Source organism: Ectothiorhodospira sp. BSL-9, from assembly GCF_001632845.1.
Taxonomy (GTDB): domain Bacteria; phylum Pseudomonadota; class Gammaproteobacteria; order Ectothiorhodospirales; family Ectothiorhodospiraceae; genus Ectothiorhodospira.
Map to the genome: position 1 here is coordinate 602,570 of NZ_CP011994.1, position 22,190 is coordinate 624,759.

Genomic DNA, 22,190 nt, shown 5'->3' on the forward strand with positions numbered 1-22,190 from the left:
GATGTCGCGCAACATCATCATCTCCACGGTCCTGCTGGCCCTGTTCGGCCTGGTGGGCACCGCCCTGGTGGCTCTGGTCTTCGAGGGCACACGGGAGCGCATCGACGCCAACATCGAGGCGGCCACCCTGGCCAGTCTCAACGAGATTCTGCCGGCGGACCGCTATGACAACGCCATCCTGGAGGACACCATCAAGCTCTCCGATCCCCTGCTGGGCGGGGACGACCGACTGGTTTACCGGGCCCGCCGGGAGGGCGAACCGGTGGCGGCGGTGTTCACGGTGGTGGCACGGGATGGTTATTCCGGCAATATCCACATCCTGGTGGGCGTGCAGGCCGATGGCGAAGTGGCCGGCGTGCGCGTGGTCAGTCACCGGGAAACACCAGGCCTGGGGGATGACATCGAGGCGGCACGTTCCGACTGGATCCTGGACTTCGACGGTCGCTCACTGGAGAGCCCGCCCAGGGAAGACTGGGCGGTGAAGCGTGATGGGGGTATCTTCGACCAGTTCACCGGTGCCACCGTGACCCCCCGGGCCGTGGTGCGGGCGGTACGCAATGCCCTGATCTATTTCGAGGACCATCGCGAACAGGTCTTCGAACCCTTGCCGGAGGCGCAACTGGCCCCCGACGACGAAGACGAAGACGAAGACGAAGACGAAGACGCCGCGGTCGACGACAGTGCCGACAACGACGAACCACACACTGATGCAGCTGGGGCCGAGATCGATGAGTGATACTTCCTATCGCCAGATCATTGCCGATGGCTTCTGGTACAACAACCCGGGGCTGGTGCAGTTGCTGGGACTCTGCCCATTGCTGGCCATCTCCGGCACCGTGGTCAACTCCCTGGGCCTGGGCCTGGCCACCACACTGACCCTGGTGGCCTCCAATCTCGCGGTATCCACCATCCGTAACTGGGTGCGCCCCGAGATCCGTATCCCGGTCTATGTGCTCATCATCGCCTCGGTGGTCACCGCCATCGAGCTGTCCATGAACGCATACTTCCATGAGCTGTACCTGATCCTGGGGATTTTCATCCCCCTGATCGTCACCAACTGCGCCATCATCGGTCGTGCCGAGGCCTTTGCCTCCAAGAACACCCTGCCCCGGGCCTTTGTGGACGGCCTCACCATGGGCCTGGGTTTCACGGCGGTGCTGGTGGCCCTGGGGGCCATGCGCGAGGCCCTGGGCCACGGCACCCTGTTCGATCAGGCCCATCTGATGTTCGGTGAGGCCGCGCGCGGCCTGACCATCACCCTGGTGGAGGATTACCGGGGCTTTCTGCTGGCCATCCTGCCGCCGGGCGCCTTCATCGGCCTGGGATTGCTGCTGGCACTGAAGAACTGGATCGACGACCGGCTGGAGCGCCGCGAGGCCCGGCGCCGCGAGGCGGTCACCCTGAAGGAGGCCGAGGCATAGGCCCCTGCAGCATGTACAAGCCCGCATGAACAACCAGAAACGCCGGGAGATCTTCACCCGCTGGCGCAGCGCCAACCCCGAGCCCACCACCGAACTGAAGTACACCACCCCCTTCGAGCTGCTCATCGCCGTGATTCTCTCGGCGCAGGCCACCGACAAGGGGGTGAACAAGGCCACGGCCCGGCTCTTCCCGGTGGCCAACACCCCGGAGGCCATCCTGGCACTGGGGCTGGAGGGGCTGAAGGCCCATATCCGCACCATTGGCCTGTACAACGCCAAGGCGGAGAACATCCTCAAGACCTGCCGCATCCTGGTGGAGCAGCACAACAGTGAGGTGCCCCGGGAACGCGCCGCCCTGGAGGCCCTGCCGGGTGTGGGCCGCAAGACCGCCAACGTCATCCTCAACACTGCCTTCGGCGAACCCACCATTGCCGTGGACACCCATATCTTCCGGGTGGCCAATCGCACCGGCATGGCGCCGGGCAAGACGCCGCTGGCGGTGGAACAGCGCCTGCTCAAGGTGGTGCCCGCGGAGTTCCGCCGCAATGCCCATCACTGGCTCATCCTCCATGGCCGCTACACCTGCACCGCCCGCGCTCCCCGCTGTGCTGACTGCCTGATCTCGGATCTTTGTGACTTCAAGGGGAAGACCCTGTAAGGGCTCCTCAACCCGCCCAGCGGTCGTGACCACACATGGAGAAGTGCGGTGCTTTGTGCCACACTCCGTGAGTCAGATTTTGGTCAGGACTCTCCAGGATGCGAGATTCAAGGGATAGACACCCACACCCCACGGTGGCGATGGCATGAGTACCATCGACCCCATGGCGGAGCGCACGCGTTTTCTCTACAACGGGCTGACCGCCTCGCTGCCCATCAGTCTGTTGGCGGGTGTGGTGCTGGCCTGGGTGCATTGGGGCCTGGTCTCCCCGGCATTGATCCTGGGCTGGCTCAGCCTCCTGGCGGGTGCCACGGCGCTGCGCGCCACCCAGCTGCTGTCTTTCCGACGCGCCGAACGCCAAGGCCAGGGTCATGGCCGGGTCTGGCTCAGCCGTTTTCGAGGCGGTGCCCTGACCATGGGACTGGCCTGGGCAGTGGGCGCCGGGGTCCTCAGCCAATCCGGCGACACACAGGCCCAGTTCTTCCTCGCCTTTGCCATGGCGGGCATCAGCGCCGGGGTCATGATCGCCCTGGCCACCGACCGCGTCTCGGCCCTGTTGATCGTTGGCCCCATGCTGCTCATCCTCGGGCTCGCCCTGGTGCTGCCGGGCGATGGACTGACCCCCATGGCTGGCGCCATCGTGCTGCTGTTCCTGCTCTTCATTACCCTCATGAGCGGGCGCATCCAGACCAGTTTCGAGGACAATTTCCGGCTGCGTCAACAGGCCGAGTCCCAGCGCGGCGTGATCCGCAACAACGAACTTCGCTGGCGTTTTGCCCTGGAGGGCAGCGGTCAGGGGCTGTGGGACTGGGACATGATCAGCGGCCAGGTGTACTACGCTCCCCGATGGGCCCGGATGCTGGGCCACGAATCCGCGGAGCTGGAACCGGTGCTGCGCAGCCGCGAGGAACGCATTCACCCCGATGACAGGATGCGGGTGCATGCCACTCTTAACGCTCACCTGCGTGATGAAACCTCCCTCTTCGAGGCGGAATACCGCATGCGCCATCGGGACGGGCACCATGTATGGGTCCATGACCGGGGCCAGGTGATTGAGCGCACCTCCAGCGGCAAGCCCATCCGTCTGATCGGCATCCAGGAAGACATCTCCGATCGCAAAAGGGTGGAACACTCGCTCCACGAGGAGCGCCAGTTGTTTGCCACAGGCCCGGTGGCCCTGTTCATCTGGGAATCAGTGGACGACGGTCGGGTACTCTACGCCTCGGAAAACGTCCAGGACCTGCTGGGCTACACCCGCGAGGAGCTGACCTCGCCAGAGTTCAACTATGCGGACCTGATCCATCCCGAGGACGTGGCAAGGGTGCTGAACGAACACCATGATCACGCCCTGAGCAAGGTGCGACAGTTCGAGCAGTCCTACCGGCTGCGTCACAGGGGCGGTCATTATCGCTGGTTCTACGACATCACCCGACCTGAGCGGGATGAGGCCGGCCGGATCCGACGCATCCGCGGGTACCTGTTCGACCAGACCCGCCTCAAGGAAACGGAAGACGCCCTGTTGCAGAGTGAGCGACAGAACCGCGCCCTGCTGGAGGCCATGCCCGACCTGGTGCTGCGATTCAACAGCGAGGGCCGTTACCTGGACTGGCACTCCGGCAACACCGCCCTGCTGTACGCGCAACCGGACCGCTTCATTGGCAAGACCCTCAGCCAGGTGCTGCCGGATCAGGCGGCCTGGACGATCTATGAAGGCATCCATTCCGTGCTGCTCCACGGGCGGATGCGACGGGTGGAATACTCCCTGGACATCGGCTCCGCCACCCATTACTTCGAGGCCCGACTGGTCAAGCTCAACGACAGCGAGGTGGTGGCGGTGGTGCGTGACGTCACCACCCAGAAACAGGCGGCCGAGCGCATCAATCAACTGGCCTACTGCGATGCCCTCACACAGCTACCCAACCGTCGCCTGCTGATGGAGAACATTCGCCATGCCATGGCATCGGGTCAGCGTTCGGGACAACACGGTGCCCTGCTGTTCCTGGACCTGGATCACTTCAAGGCCTTGAACGACACCTATGGGCACGCCGTCGGCGACCTGTTGCTTCAACAGGTCGCCGGGCGGTTACGCGAGGCAGTGCGGGAAGCGGATACGGTGGCCCGCCTCGGCGGGGATGAATTCGTGGTGATGCTGGAAGACCTGGAACTGGTCGAGGAAGAGGCCCTGCAGCAGGCCCGGCAGGTGGGCCAGAAGATCCTGGACGCCCTGGGTCAGCCCTATGACCTGGACGGCATGGAATACCACTGCACCCCCAGTATCGGCATCAGCCTCTTCCATGGTCGACGGCTGGACGTGGAGGAACTGATGCGCCGGGCAGATCAGGCCATGTACCAGGTGAAGAAGACGGGGCGCAATGGCATGCATGTCTTCCACGCCAGCACCACCCGACTGTTGCAGTTCCCCACCCAGGACAGGCATTAGCCAGTCTCAGGTGCGCTTGGCCGCCTCGCACTGCAGGTCCATGATGAAGCGGTTGAGCATCCGCTCTGCACTCAGACTCAGAAAACCGAACTCCAATCCCACCCGGTAGAGGTCATCCCGCCCTGTGTGGCGCTGCGCGTTGCGCAGCACGGCATCGATATCCCGCCAGCGATGGGGGCCGATCGCCAGGGACTGGATCACCACGGCACTGCCCACCACCGGCACCGGCTGCTCGTCCGGCTCCCAGTCCAACCCGATGCCCTGGATGGACAGATCCATCGGTCTTCCCTCGTGGAGAAATTCCTCGCCCGTTTCGTCATCGCGCTGCGCCCATATCACGCGTGCCTCCATGCTCAGGGGGATGTTCATGCGAAAGGCACCCCGGCGCTGGCGGTAATCCACCTCCTCGGGCCACTGACACACGAGGGCCTGCAGATCTCCATCCTGGATCAAGCGCTCAAGAATCACCTCAAAATATACCGGCACGCCACGCAGCGAGCCACGCACCCGCAGCGGCATGCCTGGTGCGAGCAACTTGACCAGATCTTCGTTGTTGGGGGCCTCCAGGGCCAGCTTGCCGCTTTCCAGGTCGGTTTCCAGTATCTGGGTCACCCCCTGTAGACGCCTTGGCGTGCCCGTGAGCGTGAGCAGGGAACGGCCCTTGATCAGTTCCCGAAACAGGGAATGCTGGCGACGGTGATTGCGAATCAGGGTGGAGGCGGGATCAGACATGAAAAATTTGCCTGCTGGCAAAAGAAGAGGGGCGCTCATGATAACATTCGGTACCTGATTCGGCCGCCCTGGGAAGACGCGCCATCCTCCCCGTGACAGGAGTCGACCCACAAGGGGCAACCCGCTGGGCAGCGCACATGCCTGCACAGTGCTCCAGACCCAGCCATTCAGGCCCTTCTCCTGGATATTATCGCCGATGCAACTATGGCATGAACATTTTCAGCAGATCGTCGAGGAGGCCTCCGATGCCATCCTTCTGCTGGACACCAATGACACCATCCGTTACGCGAACCCCGCCGCAGCCCGATTGTTCGAGCAGACCCGGGATCAACTGGAGGGTTATGAATTCGGTTTCGTGGTCGTGCCCGACGAACCCACCGAGATCGAGATCCCCCATCGACGCCGTGGCGTGATTTCCGTGGATGTGCGCACCGTGCCCATGCAGATGGGTGCGGATACGGTCTCGGCCGTATATTTGCGGGATGTGACGGATCGCAAGCGGGCCGAACAGGCGGCCCGGGAAAAGGACGCCATCTTCGAGAACCTGCTGGAAAAAGTGCCGGACATCGCCATCCAGGGCTATTGCATGGATGGCAGCGTGTTCTACTGGAACAAGGCCAGCGAAATCATGTACGGCTACACCGCCCAGGAGGCGATGAGCAGCAACCTGCTGAACCTGATCATCCCCGAGTCCATGCAGGCACAGGTACGCAAGGACCTGAAGGTGGTCAAGTCCGGCGGACCCACGCCCCCTTCCTGCCCGCTCACCCTCAGGCGCAAGGACGGTCACCCGGTGCAGGTCTATTCGGTGCACACCACGCTGGAATATGGCACGAATGATGTGCGGATGTTCTGCATGGATGTGGACCTGACCCAGAAGAATCGTGACCAGTTGCGCCTGCAGGAGGCCATTCAGGCCGGCAACATCGGTCTTTTTGACTGGGACCTCCACACCCATAAGGTGTTCTACTCACGCGAGTGGAAGCAGCAACTGGGCCATGAAGACCAGGAGATTGGCAATAGCTACGAGGAGTGGAGCAGTCGCCTGCACCCGGAAGACAGACAAGCCTCCGAGCAACGTGTGCGCGAGTTCCTGGCCAACCCCCGTGGCCGCCTCGTCCACGAGTCACGCATGCGTCACAAGGATGGTTCCTACCGCTGGATTCTCGCGCAGGCCTCGTTGATTCGGGGTGCCGACGGCCAGCCGGCCCGCATGGTGGGTTCCCACCTGGACATCACCGAACGTCACGCCACGGAGGAGAGCCTGCAGCGCCTGGCCTTTGCGGTGGACCAGAGTCCGAGCATCGTGGTGATCACCGATACTCAAGGGGATATCCAGTACGTCAACCAACAATTCTGCAACATCACGGGGTTTGGTCTGGATGACGTCGCGGGCCTGTCCGCCGAAGAACTGGGCAGCACCGAGACACCGGAGGGTGGCGAGAGCGGGGTGTTGCCCGCGCTCGCAGAAAACGACCTGTGGGAAGGGCAGTTCCGCAACATCAAGAAAAACGGAGAGATCTACTGGGAACAGGCCCGCATCTATCCCATCCGCAATAATCAGGGGCAAGTCACACACTACATCAAGCTGGCCGAGGACATCACCGACAAGAAGCAGCTCAGCGAACGCCTGGATTTTCTCGCCTTTCACGACCCACTCACCGGCCTGCCCAACCGGGAACTGCTGATGGATCGGCTCACCCAGGCCATGGCCATGGCCCGCCGGGACCACCATGCCCTGGCAGTGGCCTTCCTGGACCTGGATGACTTCAAGGTGATCAACGATTCCCTGGGCCACGAACAGGGTGATGAGTTACTGGTACAGGTTTCCCGGCGACTGCGCGAGCACCTGCGGGAGGGGGACACGGTGGCGCGGTTCGGCGGCGATGAATTCCTGCTGCTACTGGGGCATCTGCACAAGGCTCAGGATGTCATCCCGGTGGTGGAACACCTGCAGCAGGCCTTCTCCCAGCCCTTCACCCTGGGGGATACGCCAGTGGTGATCAGCTTCAGCATCGGCATGGCCGTGTTCCCCCATGATAGTGAACGCCCGGAGGAATTGATTCGCCATGCCGACGCCGCCATGCACCGGGCCAAGACCCAGGGCCGGCGCTCCTATAACTTTTACACACAGGAGCTGGATCAGCAGCTTCAGGACCGCATGCAACTGGAACAGGCCATGCGCCAGGGCCTGGAGAGCCAGGAGTTCTATCTCTGCTATCAGCCCCGTGTGGAGCTGAGCACCGGCCGCATCATGAGCCTGGAAGCCCTGGTACGCTGGAACCACCCCCAGTGGGGGCCGGTATCCCCAGGGCGCTTCATCCCCCTGGCCGAGGAAACCGGCTTCATCCTGGCCCTGGGCCCGGAGGTGCTGCGTCTGGCCTGCCTGCAGATACGGCAGTGGGATGAGCAAGGCATGCCCGCCGTGCCGGTGGCCGTCAACCTGTCAGCCCGGGAGTTCCACCAGCCGGACATTCTGGAACGCACCCTGACCATATTGGAACAGACGGGTGTCGAACCGGCACGCATCGAGTTTGAAATCACTGAAAGCGCGGCCATGAGCTCCGTGGAAAGCACCATCGAGACCCTGGCCCGGATGAATGCCCAGGGCTTTCGCTTCTCCATCGATGATTTCGGCACCGCCTATTCCTCGCTGAACTATCTCAAGCGCCTGCCGGTACAGGCCGTCAAGATCGATCAGTCCTTCGTACTGGACCTGGAGGACAACCCCGAACTGCATCCGGAGGATTCCGCCATTATCCGGGCCATCATCGGCCTGGGGCACACCCTGGGCCTTGAGGTGATTGCCGAGGGTGTCGAAACCCCGGCCCAGCGCGACTTCCTGATCCAGCACGATTGCCAGGTTGGCCAGGGCTTTCTGTTCAGCCCAGCCGTGCCCGGGGAGCAGATCCGTTCCATGATGCTCAGGCAGGTGGCACAGGGCCTGGAATAGACTGCGGTCCAGCACCTGGTTCACCTGAGCCGGATGACCCGCCCCCGTTGATCGCCGCCAGTGCCTTTTCCAGGGCTCGCTTGCGCTCATCGACCCACCCGTCGGCGCCCACCAGCTCGCCAAAGCCCAGCTTCTCCAGCCGCTCCCTGGGCTGGCCCTGGGCACCCGCCACATACAGGGGCACATTCCGTTTCAATACGCCCATCAGGGCGGCATCCAGTGCCACCGAGGTGGTCACCCCCAGGTGCGGCACGCGACTCAGATCCACCACCACCGCCTGTGCCGCTTCCAGCTTGTGCTCCTGTCGCCGGATGGACGCCGCAGCCCCGAACACCAGTGGCCCGCTCAGGTGCAGCATCTTGACGCGACCGCCGCCCAGGGCCAGCAGGGCTCGTTCCTCGGTGGTGATGTCACTGCCACTGGCATCGTCATCCCCGTCGCGGCTGGGCGGCAGGGTGCACACCCACTCCGCCTGCACATCCGCCAGACGGCGGATGGTGAGGATGTTGGCCACGAACAGGCCGATGGCCACCGCCATGATCAAATCCACGAACACGGTCACGACGATCACGCCATAGAGGATGAAGGCCCCCTTGAGCGAGACCCGGTGGGCACGGCGCAGGAAACGCCAGTCGATGATGTCCACCCCTACCTTGACGGCGATCCCCGCCAGCACCGCCAGGGGGATGCTGGCGGTCAGGTCCGCCGCCCAGATCACCACCACCGCCAGCAGCGCCGCCCGCACCAGGCCCGACAGCGCGGTGCGACCGCCCGATTGGATATTGACCACCGTGCCCATGGTGGCACCCGCCCCGGGCAGGCCACCGAACAGACCGGAGGCCATGTTGCCCAGGCCCTGCCCCACCAGTTCCTTGTCGGAGTTGCTGTTCTTGCGAGTGAGGTTGGAGGCGATCACGGAGGTGAGCAGGGCATCCACCGAACCCAGGAGTGCCAGCACCAGGGCGTCCACCACAATGATCTGCCACTGGGCGGCGCTGAACACCGGCAACTGCAATTGCGGCAGTCCCGTGGGGATCTCGCCAATCACCCTCAGATCCTGGTGACCCAGCCAATACACCGCCACCGCCGTGCCCACCACCAGGGCCACCAGCGGGGCCGGCAGAAAGCGCTTGATCCGGGCTGGCATGAGAAACAGCACCGCCAGGGTCAGACCGGCCAGAAGGAGTTCCCAGGGGTCGATGGCCATCACCAATCCCGGCAGCGCAGCCAGACTGCCGAGCACGCCGCCCTCGGGGGTGGCATGGCCCAGCAACCCCGGAAACTGAAGGATGATCAATATGATGCCGATGCCGGACATGAATCCGGACACCACCGTATAGGGCATCATGGTGACATAGCGCCCCAGCCGCATGGCGCCAAAGGCGATCTGGAAAACCCCGGTCAGCATCACCACCGTGAAGGCCATGGCCAGCCCCTGCTCCGGGTCGGCGGCGATCAGCGAGGCGATGACGGCAGTGAAGACCACCGTCATGGGGCCGGTGGGTTCGGAAATCAGGGTGGGCGTGCCACCGAACAGGGCCGCGAACAGGCCAATGAGCACTGCACCATAAAGACCTGCCTCCGCACCCGCGCCTGAAGCAACACCAAAGGCCAGCGCCATGGGCAGCGCCACCACGGCCGCCGTCACGCCGCCAAACAGATCGCCACGCAGGTTGTTGAGGCGGATCTCGTTGAATACTCGCATCGCGGACTCCGCGTCGGGGATGGCTTTTATTATCGACGCGCAATGACTACGGCAATAATCGAAGTTTCCTAGGGAAGGTATCGACGGGAGTCTATAGGTAACCCATAGACTCCCGTCGATGGATCCGATCGAAACAAATGATTTATTTCAATCTCCCTATCTGGTGTAGCTTCTTGTGGAAAACGTATCTCCCGCCCTGCACGGCGGACAGGGCACACACCACAGGAGCCGACCATGAGCAAGACGTACGACGCGGGCGTTAAAGAATACCGAGACATGTACTGGACGCCGGATTATGTCCCCCTGGACACGGACCTGCTGGCCTGTTTCAAGGTGACCGGTCAGCCCGGCGTGCCGCGGGAGGAAGTGGCGGCCGCGGTGGCGGCAGAGTCCTCCACCGGCACCTGGAGTACCGTGTGGTCAGAACTGCTCACCGATCTGGAATATTACAAGGGTCGCGCCTACCGCATTGAGGACGTGCCCGGTGACAAGGAGTCCTTCTATACCTTCATCGCCTATCCCATCGATCTGTTCGAGGAAGGCTCCATCGTCAACGTGCTGACCTCCCTGGTGGGTAACGTGTTCGGCTTCAAGGCCCTGCGTCACCTGCGACTGGAGGACATCCGCTTCCCCATCGCCTACGTCAAGACCTGCATGGGCCCACCCAGTGGCATCCAGGTGGAGCGGGACAAGCTCAACAAGTATGGCCGACCGCTGCTGGGCTGCACCATCAAGCCCAAGCTTGGGCTCTCCGCCAAGAACTACGGCCGCGCCGTTTACGAGTGCCTGCGCGGCGGCCTGGACTTCACCAAGGACGACGAAAACGTGAACTCCCAGCCTTTCATGCGCTGGCAGAACCGTTTCGAGTTCGTGGCCGAGGCGGTGGCCGCCTCTCAGCAGGAAACCGGCGAGCGCAAGGGGCACTACCTGAACGTGACCGCCCCCGACCCGGAGGAGATGTACGCCCGGGCCGAGTTCGCCAAGGAACTGGGGCAGCCCATCATCATGCATGACTACATCACCGGCGGCTTCTGCGCCAACACCGGCCTGGCCAAGTGGTGCCGCAAGAACGGCATGCTGCTGCACATTCACCGGGCCATGCACGCGGTCATCGACCGTCATCCCAAGCACGGCATCCACTTCCGCGTACTGGCCAAGTGCCTGCGCCTCTCCGGCGGCGACCACCTGCATACCGGCACCGTGGTGGGCAAGCTGGAAGGCGACCGGGGCTCCACCCTGGGCTTCGTGGACCTGCTGCGCGAGTCCTTCATCCCCGAGGACCGGTCCCGCGGCATCTTCTTCGATCAGGACTGGGGCTCCATGCCCGGGGTGTTCGCCGTGGCATCCGGCGGCATCCATGTGTGGCACATGCCGGCCCTGGTCACCATCTTCGGCGACGACTCGGTGCTGCAGTTCGGTGGTGGCACGCAGGGTCACCCCTGGGGCAACGCCGCCGGTGCTGCTGCCAACCGTGTGGCGCTGGAGGCCTGCGTCAAGGCCCGCAACGAGGGTCGGGAGATCGAGAAGGAGGCCCGCGACGTGCTGACCGAGGCGGCCCGCCACAGCCCGGAACTGGCCATCGCCATGGAAACCTGGAAAGAGATCAAGTTCGAGTTCGAGACCGTGGACAAGCTTGACCAGGGCTGATCCGCCCGGCTTTCACCGCAACCGGCCCAGACGCAACGAGGAACCTAGACCATGCCATTCCAGAACACCATGGGTGACTACCAGACCCGCCAGACCCTGGAGACCTTCGGTTTCCTGCCTGCCCTCACTCAGGAGGAGATCTTCGACCAGATCGCCTACGTCATCGCCCAGGGCTGGACCCCCAGCATCGAGCACATCCATCCCAGTCAGGCCATGAACCACTACTGGCCCATGTGGAAGCTGCCCTTCTTCGGCAGTGTGGACCTGCAGCAGGTGGTCAACGAGCTGGAGGCCTGCCACCGGGCCTACCCGGATCACCACGTCCGTTTCACCGGCTACGACAACTACACCCAGAGCCAGGGCTCGGCGTTTGTGGTGTTCGAGGGTCGTCGCTAAGACGCGGGTCACAAGGCAGGGGGGTCATCATGCCATATCATGAGCAGCAGACACTGACCGGACGGGCGGCATCGCAAGCCCGCCGCCGGGCACAGGCCGCCGGAGGCAAGGCGGCCCTGAGCACATCGCGGACCGATGGGCACACCCGTGCGTCGGCGACTGCCGCTGCGCCCCAGGCACCGCAGCAGCCTGCGGTGTCGGCTGCGCCCCGGCCAGAGCCTCCCCCTGGCCGAAGCACCGCTCCGGCGTCACCGTCCCGGCGCACCCGGGCAGGTGCTCAAGCCCCTGCCTCCGATACCCGCGCCAAGGCGCAGGCGCGCCGCCAGGCACTGGCCAGCGCGGGCAAGCGGGCCGATCGCTCTGCCGACCGCACTCGCCAGGACGTGGCGCCTTCCATGACGCGTCCGGCGGGGGCTGCTGCGAAGCAGGAACCCGAACAGGGCGAGTGTCGCTGCGGCGGCGCCTGTCGGGGTGAAAACCGCGAAACCAAGCACATGGGACAGGACCTGTCCCGGTCAACGCACGTGTCGGAGTCCGGCCAGTCCAGGCGAGCCTCGGCAAGCTCCATGGGCAGGAGCGATTCCAACGGTACGCGGCGTGGCAACAGTCGGCGGCGACCCACCGTGAATCAGTCTCAGGGCCGCCTTCAGGCCATGGCCCGCCGCCAGGCGCAGGCGGGACGTGGCAAGGCCGCCGCACATTCGCCGCCCTCGGCAGCCAGTCTCGCCCGCCAGGCCAACCCCCGGCTCTCGGGCCGTGAACTGGCCCAGGCAGTGCGTGATCAGCGCAGCCGCGCCGGTGGCGTGGGCACCCGCAAATCCGCCCCCACGGGGCGTCAGCGCCCGGCACCCTCCGGCGCGCAGGATCAGCCCTGGAAGGTGGGTGTGATGGAAACCGCCCATGGCCAGCACCTCACCGGCACCCGGGTGGGCCGCAGCCAGTCCGTCACCGGCGACGAGGCAAGCACCTGCCGAGCCGTCACCGGCACCGAGTACCTGGGTGCCGAAATCTTTCGCGAGTTCTGCCAGACCGACGCCCCACGGGGACCCGTGAAGGTGGGACTCAGCAGCACCGGCGCCGGCTCCACGATCACCGGCAGCCGCACCGGCCGCTCGGAACGGGTGACCGGTAATGAATCCGGTAGCTGCACTGCCGTGACAGGCAACCAGTACCTATCGGCGGAGCACTTTGGCACCTTTTGCGCCCCAGCGTCCGGGAGTGCTGGCACAAAAGACCGCGGCCCAGCCAACGCACCACCCAAGGTGGGTCAGTCCGAGACGCTGCATGGTCAGCACGTGACCGGGGCCCAGGTGGGTCGCAGTTCCCGCGTCACCGGCGACGAGCCAGGCACCTGCCGGATGGTGACCGGGGATGAGTACCTGGGCAGTGAACAATACGAAACCTTCTGTGGCTCCAGACCGGAGCCCCTGGAACCGGAGCGTACCGGACAGTCCACCACCCTGGGCGGGCAGCGGGTGTCGGGCACCCGCTCCGATCGGTCAAACCGCGTCACCGGCAACGAGCCCGGCACCTGCAAGAGCGTGACCGGCACACCCTACGCGGGCCTGGAACAGTCAGCGGCCTTCTGTGCCCCCGAGGAGCGGGAACGTATCACCGAGCGGGTGCATCCACGCGCTTCGACCCCTGGTCCACGTGCCACGGGTATCCAGCCGGGCATCGGTGGCGACGTCACCGGAGATGACCGGGGTGCCTGCGAGGCCATCTCGGGTACACCCTACCTGGGCGTGGACCAGTTCGCCGAGGCCTGTGATACGGCAGCCCTGCCCGGGCAACCGGACTTTCCCCAGGCCCTGGATGGCGCACCCTGGCAGCACTTCAGTGTGGCCTCCCCGGCCCGCCAGGCCGATCAGACGCGCAGGAAAGACGGTGTAACGGGCACGGCCTACGAACAGGGCGGGCGCATTACCGGCCCCTTCGGCATGGCCGGCGGCAAGATCACCGGCACCGAGGAAGCCCGCTTCGATCGCCGTACCCAGTTCGAGCCTGTCGCTCCGGCAGCCGGTGTTGAGAACCTGGAGGAACAGCCCTCCGTCGCCGCCGGGATGCGATCCCGGGTCACCGGTGAGGGTCAGTCCACCGGCACCCGCATCACTGGAGATGACTGGGAGCGTGGCGAACGCGTCACCGGCACGGAGGGCAGTTCCGCCCGCCGCCGCAATCCCACGCGAGTCGGGTCCGTGAGCGCCATGCCCAGTGTGGAACGCAAGCGCAATGAAGACACGCCGCCGCCCGTCAGCCGGGTGACCGGCGGCAGCGGCAACACCGACCGCGGCTCGCTGGTCACCTACTCCGGCGGCGCCCGCGGCTAACACAGAACCAGGAACAGAGACAGAGAACCCACGACATGATTCGACGCCACGCACATCGCGATAACCTGATCTGGGCCTCGGGGGCCGGCGCCGCGCCGACCCCGGCGGCCACGGTCGGGGATGCGCGCCAGGCGTCACCCCGCAAGCCCGGGGGGTGGGAGCCTGAGCCCGCAGCCCCCCATGCCGGGGACACGGTCAGTCGCCCTTCCCTGCAGGACACCGCCCCCTTGGCGCCGAGTGTGGAGCGTCGTTTGCCGCACCGGGCACGACATCATGCGCCGGGTACGGCGGCCCAACCGCATCCACTGACCAATCGATCGGCCAACGATCAACTGCGGGCCTATGAGCAGAGCGTTCGAGCTGCCTTCGACCGGATCGTGCCTGCACTGAAACAGGTCTCCGCCCTGCACTGCGAGCCGGATTTCACCCACCGAGCCCAGCAACTGGCCCAGCGGGAACTGGGTTTTGAGTTGCCCACCGGCATCCTGGAGGACGCCTGGATCGCGGGCCTGGATCTGCGGCGCCTGTACGCCTGGTCGGTGTTCGAGACCTACCGGCGCATGGCCGATGACTTCTTTGCCCGCGACCCCCTGCGGGGCCGGGAGACGACGGCGTTTGACGAGTTCCTGCAGTCCTGCGGCTTTCACCTGATGGACATCACGCCCTGCGCCGATGGACGCCTGGCCCATGCCATCAGTTACGTGCTGCGCCTGCCCATCGGTGCGGTGCGCCGCAAGTCCTACGCCGGCACCCTGTTCGACGTGGAGGAGACGGTGGAGAAATGGGTGGAGGTGGAGCACCAGCGCTTCCGCGAGGGCCGGCCCAACACCGCCGACAGCTCCACCCGCTATCTCAAGGTGGTGATGTACCACTTCAGCAGCCTTGACCCGGAACATCAGGGCTGCGCCGCCCACGGCTCCGACGATGCCCTGGCGGCCCGGGCCGGCCTGGAGCGGCTGCACCATTTCCGCCAGGCCATCGAGAACAGTTTCTGTTGCGGCGCCTCCGTGGCCCTGCTGCTGATCGGACTGGATACGGACACCGACGCCATCCGCGTGCATCTGCCGGACGAGGGGGGCGAGATGGACCTGAACCAGTGGGTGGATGCGCAAGCGCTGTATGACCAGACCCACAACCTCACGCCCGAGGCCGCCCGGCAAGGCATCCTCGAGGCGGTTTGTGCCGCTGCGCCGGACACCGCCGATGAGGGCATGGTGCGCCTGGTGGCCCGCCTGGTGGAGAACAACCTGTCGCAGATCGAGTATGTGCGCACCCTGCAGGGGGGCGGCTACCCGGACGCGGGCCACGCTGAGCGTTTCATGGCCGTGGGCATCGGGTTCGAGGAGATTCAACTGCGCAACCTGACCTATTTCGCCTACCTGCACACGGTGGAGGAAGGCGCGCCGGACCTGGACGTGGGCTGTCGCATCTTCGACGGTCTCAACGTGAGCCACGGCCTGCCCATACCGGTGGTGGTGCGTTTCGACTACCACGGCCGCGTGCCGGGAGCCCGGGAGCGGGCCGTGGAGCGGGCACGCCGCCTGGATCGGGCGCTGGCGGATCGTTTCCGCCCTCGCGTCGAGCAAGGACTGTTGCACCGCATGCTGGTGGTGCGGGACTGCGATGCCGGGGCGGGGCTGGAGGTGGTGTCCACCTCCGTGGATCTGCAACCGGCAGGAGGACACTGATGAAGATCTGCCAGGTGGTGAGGCCGCTGGTGGCCACCAACCGTATCCCCGGCTTCGAACACAAGCATCTGCAGGTGGTGCGCGATGGTAGCGCACTGCAGGTGGCGGTGGACTCGGTGGGCTGCGTGCCCGGCGACTGGGTGATCTGCGTGGGCAGCTCCGCCGCCCGGGAGGCAGCGGGCAGCAAGGAGTTTCCCAGCGACCTGACCATCGTCGGCATCATCGATCACTGGCCGCCGCCGGAAGAAGCTTCCGGCAGCGAGGCCTAGGAGGCCAGTCATGGAGATTCAACAAGTGGAAGGGTCTTTGGTCTGCACACAGCGCGTCCCGGGCCTCCATCACGTGAATCTGCGGGTGCTGCGGGATGCCAGGGGCAAGCGCGTGGTGGCCACCGACCCGGTGGGCGCCAGCCCGGGTAACTGGGTGTTTGTGGTGAGCGGTTCTGCCGCCCGCTACGCCATGGGAGATGCCCGCATCCTCACCGATCTGACGGTGGGCGGGATCATCGATCACTGGGAACCGGACACATGAAAAATCGGGCCTTGAAATGGTTTAGAGCCCCCGCGGGCACCTTCGAGGCCGTTCGCAACCGCGGGGAATACCGGGCCGGGTAACCGCCCAATTGAATCACCAACAACAACCACTGAATCATCAACAACCACTGAGTCACTCGGAGAAGACAGATGGCCCATGAAAACTATGGTATTGCGCTGGGGATGATCGAAACCCGCGGACTGGTGCCCGCCATCGAGGCGGCAGATGCCATGACGAAAGCCGCCGAAGTGCGGCTGATCGGCCGCGAATTCGTCGGCGGCGGTTACGTGACCGTGCTGGTGCGGGGCGAGACCGGGGCGGTGAACGCCGCAGTTCGCGCCGGCGCCGATGCCTGCGAACGGGTGGGTGACGGCCTGGTGGCGGCACACATCATTGCCCGTCCGCACCGGGAAGTGGAGCCCATCCTGAGCAAGGGTGAGCCAGAAGCCTGAAACCCCTTTGCCTGAAACCTGAGCCGCCCGATGCGGGCGGCAGGGGTCATCAAGCATGAGACAAACACGAGTACATCCTCGTATTCTGGGTTACCTTGGGCGGGCGCTCAGTCTGGAGCTCTCGGCGGTGCAGCAGTACATGACCCAGGCCTCGCTGGTCGAGGCCTGGGGGCTGCCGGAAGCGGCCGCGCGTCTGCGGGAGGAAACCGTCGAGGAAATGCGTCACGCGGAGCTGATCACCCAACGGATGCTGTCCCTGGGGGCGGCCCCCAACGCCTCACAGTTGCGACCCGCGGGCGTGGGGCGAACCCTGGTTGACCTGCTGCGCCAGGACGCGATCCTGGAAGGTGAGATCATCGCCATTTACCAGGATGCCTTCACCTTCTGCCAAAGGGTGGGCGACGGCGACAATGGTGCCTTTTTCCAACGGCTGCACCAGGAGGAACTGGCGCATGCCCATGACATCGAACACTGGCTGGCCTCCCTGGGCGTGCCCCGGCGTGGCCCTGACAGTGACCGCATCTACTTCTGAAGAGGGAGAGCGCACATGAGCCCGGAATGGACCGAACGGCAAAAGCCGCCGCGACTGGAGCGCCGGCTTGCCTTTGAGGATTATGAGGGCACTCGCCACTTTCTGGAGAAGGCGGCGGAACTGTCCGAGCGCAGCGGTATCCACCCGGATCTGAGCTTCGGGCGGACCTATGTAAACATCACCCTGCACGCCGAGGAAGGGGCCCAGGCCCTGAGCGAGGCGCAGCGGGACTTCGCCCGCGACCTGGATGCACTGGCGCCAACAAAGGAGGATGCATGAGCGAATCACCCCCCCAGGAAAAACCGGAATCCCCCGGACCAGCGGCACAGTCAGCCGCTGCGAAGGAATCCGGCCCGAAAGAATCCGGTCAGGCATCGGCATCGAGCAGCCACACATCGCCGCCGGGAAAACCCTCATCCGGGACCACCACACCCCGTAAACCCGCCACAACCAAACGCCGCAGCGGCAACCGGAGTCACCCCCCGCGCTCGGCAACCCGCCGCGAGCAGGAGGAGGAGGAGGCACTCCCCGCCCTGCCCTCTCGCCCACGCGTCTGGCCCGACTGACCCGGGTCAGCCCAGGAACGCCGATGCCCCCTCGTGAAACGTCCAGCAAGGCGCGGTCCTCCAACGGCAACGATGACCGGGACCATCCCAGTGGTCCCTCCGGCACCGCCAGCCGCTTCATCCGCCACGCCACGCTGCGGCAGATGCAGTTGCTGGAAGCGATCGTCCGCCTGGGGAGCTTCACCCGGGCGGCCGAGGAGATGTTCCTCACCCAGCCCACGGTCTCCATGCAGATCAAGAAACTCTCCGACACCGTGGGCATGCCCCTGTTCGTCACCGTGGGCCGCCAGGTGGCGCCCACCGATGCCGGCCGTGAAGTGTATGCCGCCGTGCGGATCATCCTGCGCACCCTGAGCGATCTTGAGACCAAGGTGGCGGATCTCAAAGGTCTCAAGAGCGGTCGACTGCGACTGGCCGTGATCACGACCGCCAAGTACTTCGCTCCGGAAATTCTCGGTTCGTTCTGCGAAAAATTCCCGGGCATCGAGGTGTCGCTCAAGATCACCAATCGCGAGAGCATCATCGAGCGCATGGTGGCCAACGAGGATGATCTGTACATTTTCGGTGAGCCCAAGACTGCCGGTATGGAGGTGGAGGCCACCTACCTGGCACCCAACCCCCTGGTGATCGTCGCCCGCAATGATCACCCCCTGACCCAGGAAAAGCGCATCCCCCTGGAGCAACTGGCCGAAGAGAACTTCCTGCTCCGGGAGACGGGTTCAGGGATCCGCGATTCCCTGGTGCGACGCTTCCAGGAAAAGGGTCTGCGCCCGCGGGTACGCATGGAACTGGGCAGCAACGAGGCCATCAAGCATGCCATCGTGGCCGGCCTGGGCCTCTCGGCCCTGTCGCTGCATTCCCTGAATCTGGATTGGGGCGGCGGTCGCTTGGCCATGCTGGACGTGGAGGGCTTTCCGGTGGATCGTGCCTGGTATCTGGTGCATCCCAAGGGCCGGGAGCTGTCCACCCTGGCCCGCACCTTCCTGGCCTTTGCCATTGAACAGGAACCGGAGATCCGCGCCACCCTGAACAAGACTTACCAGGTCCTGCGTGCCGACAAGCAGGCGATCCTGCTCCCGGAGGAAGACGATCCATAGACGCGCATCGATGAACGTCACTCACTCCAGTGCTATGCTCTAGCCACCCGAACCCCGGCCACAGCCAAGGAAAAGCCCCTGGCCGGTCTATTTCACCCGGCAGGGCGAGTACGGCCATTCAGATCCACACCCGACCCATTGATGAACGTATCGGCTGGCTCATGTCGCTGGCCGAGGCCCACAGTGAGGACTTCTGCAGCCCGGCCACCACACTGGCGCGGCAAAGATACCTGGCGCGCCACCCCACCCGGGTGATGGTGTTGAAGTGCATGGATGGCCGCGTGCACATCCCCCATGCGACCCGCACCCCACTGGGCATCATTCAGCCCTTTCGCAGCCTGGGTGGGCGTTTTGACCTGGGCTGGCCTTACCTGGGAGAAGTGATCACCCACGCCGTGGAAAACGCCACGCGTGCTGGCCACGGCGTGCTGCTGCTGATCACCTATCATTACTCCCGGGGCGATCACGCCAGGGGCTGTGCGGGCTTTGACTGCGACACGGCCGCAGCCATGGAGCACACGCAGGAGATCTGCGCACAGGCGGAAGCGTTGTTCGGTGCCGACGGACAAAGCGTGTACCCACTGGTGTGCGGTTTCGAAACCGACAGCGATGCCCTGATCATTCATAACCGTCGTGGTGATGCCCTGGATATCTCATCACTTTCCCACGCCGATACGGACGATCTGCCCCGACGCCTTCAGGCCCTGTGCCCGGACATGCCCGCCGGCTTTCAGCGGGATCTTCTGCCGCTGCTGCTGGGCAACCTGGACCATGTGGACGCCCTGCGCGGGGCGGATCGGGAACTGGACATCCAGCACCGGGAATGGGCCATCTGCGTGGGGCGCGGATTCGACTTCCTGCATCTGCCCAATACGGCGCTGATCATCGGGCCCTACAACCCAGACCTGTCAGAGCCCATTCTCAAGGCCGCAAGCATCATCGCCGCCAACATGACCGCCGGCCGCATCCCGGATGATGGTTTTCTGTTACTGACCTCGTCCCCTTATGAACAGATGGGGGTGGATCGCGCCCGCGCCCGCTTGAAGTCGCGCTTTTTGTGCGAATTTGCGGCCCAGGTGATTGGCGAGGAGTTCCCGGACCTGGCCCGCCGCATGATTGCCCACACAGCCGTGGTGGACTGGCCTACACGGCGACTGGAGTTGTTGTAGGGCATTCACGCAAACGTCACGCCTTCTTCACCCGCCTGAAAACCAACGCGCCTAGCATCGGGGCAACCTGTCCACAGTGGAAGCCCCATGCAGACTGCCCAGAAGACCCGGGAACCGGATCCGACCGCGCCAAACCCGGCCTCGGAACTGAACGACCAACCGAACCTGACCGCGGTGCCCAGGCAGCGGCTGCGCATCGCCATGATCACGGAGACCTTCCCGCCCGAGATCAACGGCGTGGCCCACACCCTGCACCAGATGGTGCATAGCATGCTGGAACGGGGGCATGAGGTTCACCTGATCCGCCCACGCCAGGGCAAGGGTGACAACGGCACCCTGGCACCTCGGGAAGGGCTGCAGGAGCAGCTCACCCAGGGCCTGCCGATCCCCGGCTACCCCGGCCTGCATTTTGGCCTGCCGGCCCGTGGCGCCATCCGCAAGGCATGGAAGGCCAACCCGCCGGACGTGATCTACGTGGCCACCGAGGGCCTGCTGGGCGGCTCCGTGCTATCCGCTGCCCGGGCCATGGGTATCCCGGTGATCAGCGGCTTCCACACCAACTTCCATCGCTACAGCCAGTATTACGGCCTGGGGTTCCTGGCGCCGGCGATCAGCTGGTTCCTGCGTCGCTTCCATCACCGCACCCAGTGCACCCTGGTGCCCACCGACACCCTGGCTCAAGAGCTGCAGGAGCAGGGTTTTGGCACCTGCCGCGTGCTGGCCCGGGGCGTGGACACCCAGCTATTCAACCCCGCCCGTCGTCGACCTGACCTGCGCGCCCAATGGGGCCTGGAGCCCGATGACCCGGCGGTGATCTACGTGGGCCGCCTGGCAGCGGAAAAGAATCTGGACCTGGCCGTGGAGGCCTTTCGTGCCATGCAGGCCCGCCAGCCCAAGGCGCGATTCATCCTGGTGGGCGATGGCCCCGCCGCCGCTGAACTGAGTGCACAGCACCCCGACCTGATCCTGGCGGGCGTGCACATCGGCGAGGAGCTGGCGGGTTATTACGCCAGCGGCGACATCTTCCTGTTCCCGTCCACCTCGGACACCTTCGGTAACGTGGTCCTGGAGGCCATGGCCTCGGGTCTGGCGGTGGTGTCCTACGACTATGCCGCGGGACGCCAGCATCTGCGCCACGGCGAGAGCGGCATGCTGGCCCGCTTCGATGATGCCGAGCAATTCATGGAATTGGCCACCGAGCTGGTGGCCGAACCAGACACCTGGCGGCGCCTGGGTACCCAGGCCCGCGCCGAAGCCGAAACGGTGGACTGGCGCTGTGAGCACGACCGGCTGGAAGCCCTTTTCCTTGAGTACGCCCAAGCCAAGTGAGGTGTTCCCCATGCGCATGATGCAGCGAATGACCGAAGCCGAACTCCCCCTGTGCCTGGCCTTCAACCGGGCCAACCACCAGTGGCTCACCCACCGGACCTTTGCCGTGGTGAGCCGCCTGGGCAATGGGGTGTTCTGGTATGTGCTGATGCTGGCCCTGCCCGTCATCCATGGCCTGTGGGCCCTGCAGGTGAGCCTGCACATGGCGCTGGTGGGCCTGCTCTGCCTTCCCATCTACAAGCTCCTGAAACAGACCACGGTCCGCGACCGCCCCTACACCCAGAACCAGGACATCCTGCAGAACGTACCGGCCCTGGACCGTTTCAGTTTCCCCTCGGGTCACACCATGCACGCCGTGGCCTTCACTATCATCCTGGTGGCCTATCTACCCACCTGGGCCTGGCTGGTGGTGCCCTTCACGGTGATGATCGCCCTGTCCCGACTGGTGCTGGGCCTGCACTATCCCAGCGACGTGCTGGCGGGCGCCGGCATCGGCGCTCTGGTGGCCTGCGTCAGCCTGATGCTTTAAGACCTCGAACGC

General features: G+C 64.9%; 20 protein-coding genes. 18 read left to right on the forward strand and 2 right to left on the reverse strand.

All coding sequences use genetic code 11. The features are described 5' to 3' along the window. Position 1 precedes the first annotated feature (1 nt). The 4 genes from rsxG (at position 2) to ECTOBSL9_RS03070 (ending at position 4,519) form a co-directional block, all read left to right on the forward strand. On the forward strand, positions 2-736 hold the full coding sequence (rsxG, locus tag ECTOBSL9_RS03055) for an electron transport complex subunit RsxG (RefSeq protein ID WP_082829701.1): 735 nt from the start codon (positions 2-4) through the stop codon (positions 734-736). After that, on the forward strand, positions 729-1,421 hold the full coding sequence (locus ECTOBSL9_RS03060; RefSeq protein ID WP_063463827.1) for an electron transport complex subunit E: 693 nt from the start codon (positions 729-731) through the stop codon (positions 1,419-1,421). Before rsxG ends, ECTOBSL9_RS03060 begins: the two co-directional genes overlap by 8 nt. Before the next feature lie 25 nt (positions 1,422-1,446). Further along, positions 1,447-2,079 (forward strand): endonuclease III, encoded by a 633-nt coding sequence (nth, locus tag ECTOBSL9_RS03065; RefSeq protein WP_063463828.1) that lies wholly within the window; start codon positions 1,447-1,449, stop codon positions 2,077-2,079. Positions 2,080-2,224: 145 nt separating this feature from the next. Next, positions 2,225-4,519: a bifunctional diguanylate cyclase/phosphodiesterase gene (locus ECTOBSL9_RS03070; RefSeq protein WP_082829702.1), complete on the forward strand. Its 2,295-nt coding sequence runs from the start codon at positions 2,225-2,227 to the stop codon at positions 4,517-4,519. A gap of 6 nt (positions 4,520-4,525) precedes the next feature. Here ECTOBSL9_RS03070 and ECTOBSL9_RS03075 read toward each other — a convergent pair whose 3' ends face one another. Beyond that, positions 4,526-5,251: a flagellar brake protein gene (locus tag ECTOBSL9_RS03075; RefSeq protein ID WP_063463830.1), complete on the reverse strand. Its 726-nt coding sequence runs from the start codon at positions 5,249-5,251 to the stop codon at positions 4,526-4,528. 196 nt (positions 5,252-5,447) lie between these two features. On the opposite strand from ECTOBSL9_RS03075, the gene ECTOBSL9_RS03080 reads away from it, so the two are divergent. Next, positions 5,448-8,204, forward strand: a complete 2,757-nt coding sequence (locus tag ECTOBSL9_RS03080) for an EAL domain-containing protein (protein WP_063463831.1) — start codon at positions 5,448-5,450, stop codon at positions 8,202-8,204. On the opposite strand, the gene ECTOBSL9_RS03085 is transcribed toward ECTOBSL9_RS03080, so the two are convergent. After that, entirely contained in the window at positions 8,176-9,909 is a 1,734-nt protein-coding gene (locus ECTOBSL9_RS03085) for a SulP family inorganic anion transporter (protein WP_063463832.1), read from the reverse strand. The two genes, ECTOBSL9_RS03080 and ECTOBSL9_RS03085, sit on opposite strands and share 29 nt — an antisense overlap. Before the next feature lie 234 nt (positions 9,910-10,143). Between ECTOBSL9_RS03085 and ECTOBSL9_RS03090 the strand changes: the two genes are divergently transcribed. The 13 genes from ECTOBSL9_RS03090 to ECTOBSL9_RS03150 all read left to right on the forward strand — a co-directional run bounded on the left by ECTOBSL9_RS03090 (position 10,144) and on the right by ECTOBSL9_RS03150 (position 22,178). Further along, complete coding sequence (locus ECTOBSL9_RS03090; RefSeq protein ID WP_063463833.1) at positions 10,144-11,556, forward strand: form I ribulose bisphosphate carboxylase large subunit; 1,413 nt, start codon at positions 10,144-10,146, stop codon at positions 11,554-11,556. A gap of 51 nt (positions 11,557-11,607) precedes the next feature. Next, on the forward strand, positions 11,608-11,952 hold the full coding sequence (locus ECTOBSL9_RS03095) for a ribulose bisphosphate carboxylase small subunit (RefSeq protein WP_025282466.1): 345 nt from the start codon (positions 11,608-11,610) through the stop codon (positions 11,950-11,952). 29 nt (positions 11,953-11,981) lie between these two features. Continuing rightward, positions 11,982-14,282, forward strand: coding sequence for a CsoS2 family carboxysome shell protein (locus tag ECTOBSL9_RS03100; protein WP_063463834.1), 2,301 nt, complete (start codon positions 11,982-11,984; stop codon positions 14,280-14,282). Between the two features lie 35 nt (positions 14,283-14,317). After that, positions 14,318-15,970 carry a carboxysome shell carbonic anhydrase gene (locus ECTOBSL9_RS03105; protein WP_082829704.1) on the forward strand — a complete coding sequence of 551 codons (1,653 nt, stop codon included), beginning with the start codon at positions 14,318-14,320 and terminating at the stop codon, positions 15,968-15,970. Further along, complete coding sequence (locus tag ECTOBSL9_RS03110) at positions 15,970-16,239, forward strand: carboxysome peptide A (RefSeq protein ID WP_063463835.1); 270 nt, start codon at positions 15,970-15,972, stop codon at positions 16,237-16,239. Before ECTOBSL9_RS03105 ends, ECTOBSL9_RS03110 begins: the two co-directional genes overlap by 1 nt. A 10-nt stretch (positions 16,240-16,249) precedes the next feature. Beyond that, positions 16,250-16,501, forward strand: coding sequence for a carboxysome peptide B (locus tag ECTOBSL9_RS03115; protein WP_063463836.1), 252 nt, complete (start codon positions 16,250-16,252; stop codon positions 16,499-16,501). A 152-nt stretch (positions 16,502-16,653) separates the two neighbouring features. Continuing rightward, positions 16,654-16,956, forward strand: a complete 303-nt coding sequence (locus ECTOBSL9_RS03120; RefSeq protein ID WP_063463837.1) for a BMC domain-containing protein — start codon at positions 16,654-16,656, stop codon at positions 16,954-16,956. A 55-nt stretch (positions 16,957-17,011) separates the two neighbouring features. After that, complete coding sequence (locus tag ECTOBSL9_RS03125) at positions 17,012-17,488, forward strand: bacterioferritin (RefSeq protein ID WP_063463838.1); 477 nt, start codon at positions 17,012-17,014, stop codon at positions 17,486-17,488. A gap of 15 nt (positions 17,489-17,503) precedes the next feature. Next, a complete protein-coding gene (locus ECTOBSL9_RS03130) occupies positions 17,504-17,767 on the forward strand; it encodes a 4a-hydroxytetrahydrobiopterin dehydratase (RefSeq protein ID WP_063463839.1) in 264 nt (87 codons plus the stop codon). Between the two features lie 310 nt (positions 17,768-18,077). Further along, a complete protein-coding gene (locus ECTOBSL9_RS03135; RefSeq protein ID WP_082829705.1) occupies positions 18,078-19,151 on the forward strand; it encodes a LysR family transcriptional regulator in 1,074 nt (357 codons plus the stop codon). Between the two features lie 161 nt (positions 19,152-19,312). Continuing rightward, on the forward strand, positions 19,313-20,320 hold the full coding sequence (locus ECTOBSL9_RS03140) for a carboxysome shell carbonic anhydrase domain-containg protein (RefSeq protein ID WP_063463840.1): 1,008 nt from the start codon (positions 19,313-19,315) through the stop codon (positions 20,318-20,320). A 189-nt stretch (positions 20,321-20,509) separates the two neighbouring features. Beyond that, on the forward strand, positions 20,510-21,649 hold the full coding sequence (locus tag ECTOBSL9_RS03145) for a glycosyltransferase family 1 protein (RefSeq protein WP_063465973.1): 1,140 nt from the start codon (positions 20,510-20,512) through the stop codon (positions 21,647-21,649). A gap of 10 nt (positions 21,650-21,659) precedes the next feature. Continuing rightward, positions 21,660-22,178 (forward strand): phosphatase PAP2 family protein, encoded by a 519-nt coding sequence (locus tag ECTOBSL9_RS03150; protein WP_063465972.1) that lies wholly within the window; start codon positions 21,660-21,662, stop codon positions 22,176-22,178. The last annotated feature ends 12 nt before the right edge of the window (positions 22,179-22,190 follow it).

Excerpts from the sequence above, each read along its gene's own strand:
- rsxG (WP_082829701.1), top strand. The coding sequence starts at position 2 with ATGTCGCGCAACATCATCATCTCCACGGTCCTGCTGGCCCTGTTCGGC.
- ECTOBSL9_RS03060 (WP_063463827.1), top strand. The coding sequence starts at position 729 with ATGAGTGATACTTCCTATCGCCAGATCATTGCCGATGGCTTCTGGTAC.
- nth (WP_063463828.1), top strand. The coding sequence starts at position 1,447 with ATGAACAACCAGAAACGCCGGGAGATCTTCACCCGCTGGCGCAGCGCC.
- ECTOBSL9_RS03070 (WP_082829702.1), top strand. The coding sequence starts at position 2,225 with ATGAGTACCATCGACCCCATGGCGGAGCGCACGCGTTTTCTCTACAAC.
- ECTOBSL9_RS03075 (WP_063463830.1), bottom strand. The coding sequence starts at position 5,251 with ATGTCTGATCCCGCCTCCACCCTGATTCGCAATCACCGTCGCCAGCAT.
- ECTOBSL9_RS03080 (WP_063463831.1), top strand. The coding sequence starts at position 5,448 with ATGCAACTATGGCATGAACATTTTCAGCAGATCGTCGAGGAGGCCTCC.
- ECTOBSL9_RS03085 (WP_063463832.1), bottom strand. The coding sequence starts at position 9,909 with ATGCGAGTATTCAACGAGATCCGCCTCAACAACCTGCGTGGCGATCTG.
- ECTOBSL9_RS03090 (WP_063463833.1), top strand. The coding sequence starts at position 10,144 with ATGAGCAAGACGTACGACGCGGGCGTTAAAGAATACCGAGACATGTAC.
- ECTOBSL9_RS03095 (WP_025282466.1), top strand. The coding sequence starts at position 11,608 with ATGCCATTCCAGAACACCATGGGTGACTACCAGACCCGCCAGACCCTG.
- ECTOBSL9_RS03100 (WP_063463834.1), top strand. The coding sequence starts at position 11,982 with ATGCCATATCATGAGCAGCAGACACTGACCGGACGGGCGGCATCGCAA.
- ECTOBSL9_RS03105 (WP_082829704.1), top strand. The coding sequence starts at position 14,318 with ATGATTCGACGCCACGCACATCGCGATAACCTGATCTGGGCCTCGGGG.
- ECTOBSL9_RS03110 (WP_063463835.1), top strand. The coding sequence starts at position 15,970 with ATGAAGATCTGCCAGGTGGTGAGGCCGCTGGTGGCCACCAACCGTATC.
- ECTOBSL9_RS03115 (WP_063463836.1), top strand. The coding sequence starts at position 16,250 with ATGGAGATTCAACAAGTGGAAGGGTCTTTGGTCTGCACACAGCGCGTC.
- ECTOBSL9_RS03120 (WP_063463837.1), top strand. The coding sequence starts at position 16,654 with ATGGCCCATGAAAACTATGGTATTGCGCTGGGGATGATCGAAACCCGC.
- ECTOBSL9_RS03125 (WP_063463838.1), top strand. The coding sequence starts at position 17,012 with ATGAGACAAACACGAGTACATCCTCGTATTCTGGGTTACCTTGGGCGG.
- ECTOBSL9_RS03130 (WP_063463839.1), top strand. The coding sequence starts at position 17,504 with ATGAGCCCGGAATGGACCGAACGGCAAAAGCCGCCGCGACTGGAGCGC.
- ECTOBSL9_RS03135 (WP_082829705.1), top strand. The coding sequence starts at position 18,078 with ATGCCCCCTCGTGAAACGTCCAGCAAGGCGCGGTCCTCCAACGGCAAC.
- ECTOBSL9_RS03140 (WP_063463840.1), top strand. The coding sequence starts at position 19,313 with ATGTCGCTGGCCGAGGCCCACAGTGAGGACTTCTGCAGCCCGGCCACC.
- ECTOBSL9_RS03150 (WP_063465972.1), top strand. The coding sequence starts at position 21,660 with ATGCGCATGATGCAGCGAATGACCGAAGCCGAACTCCCCCTGTGCCTG.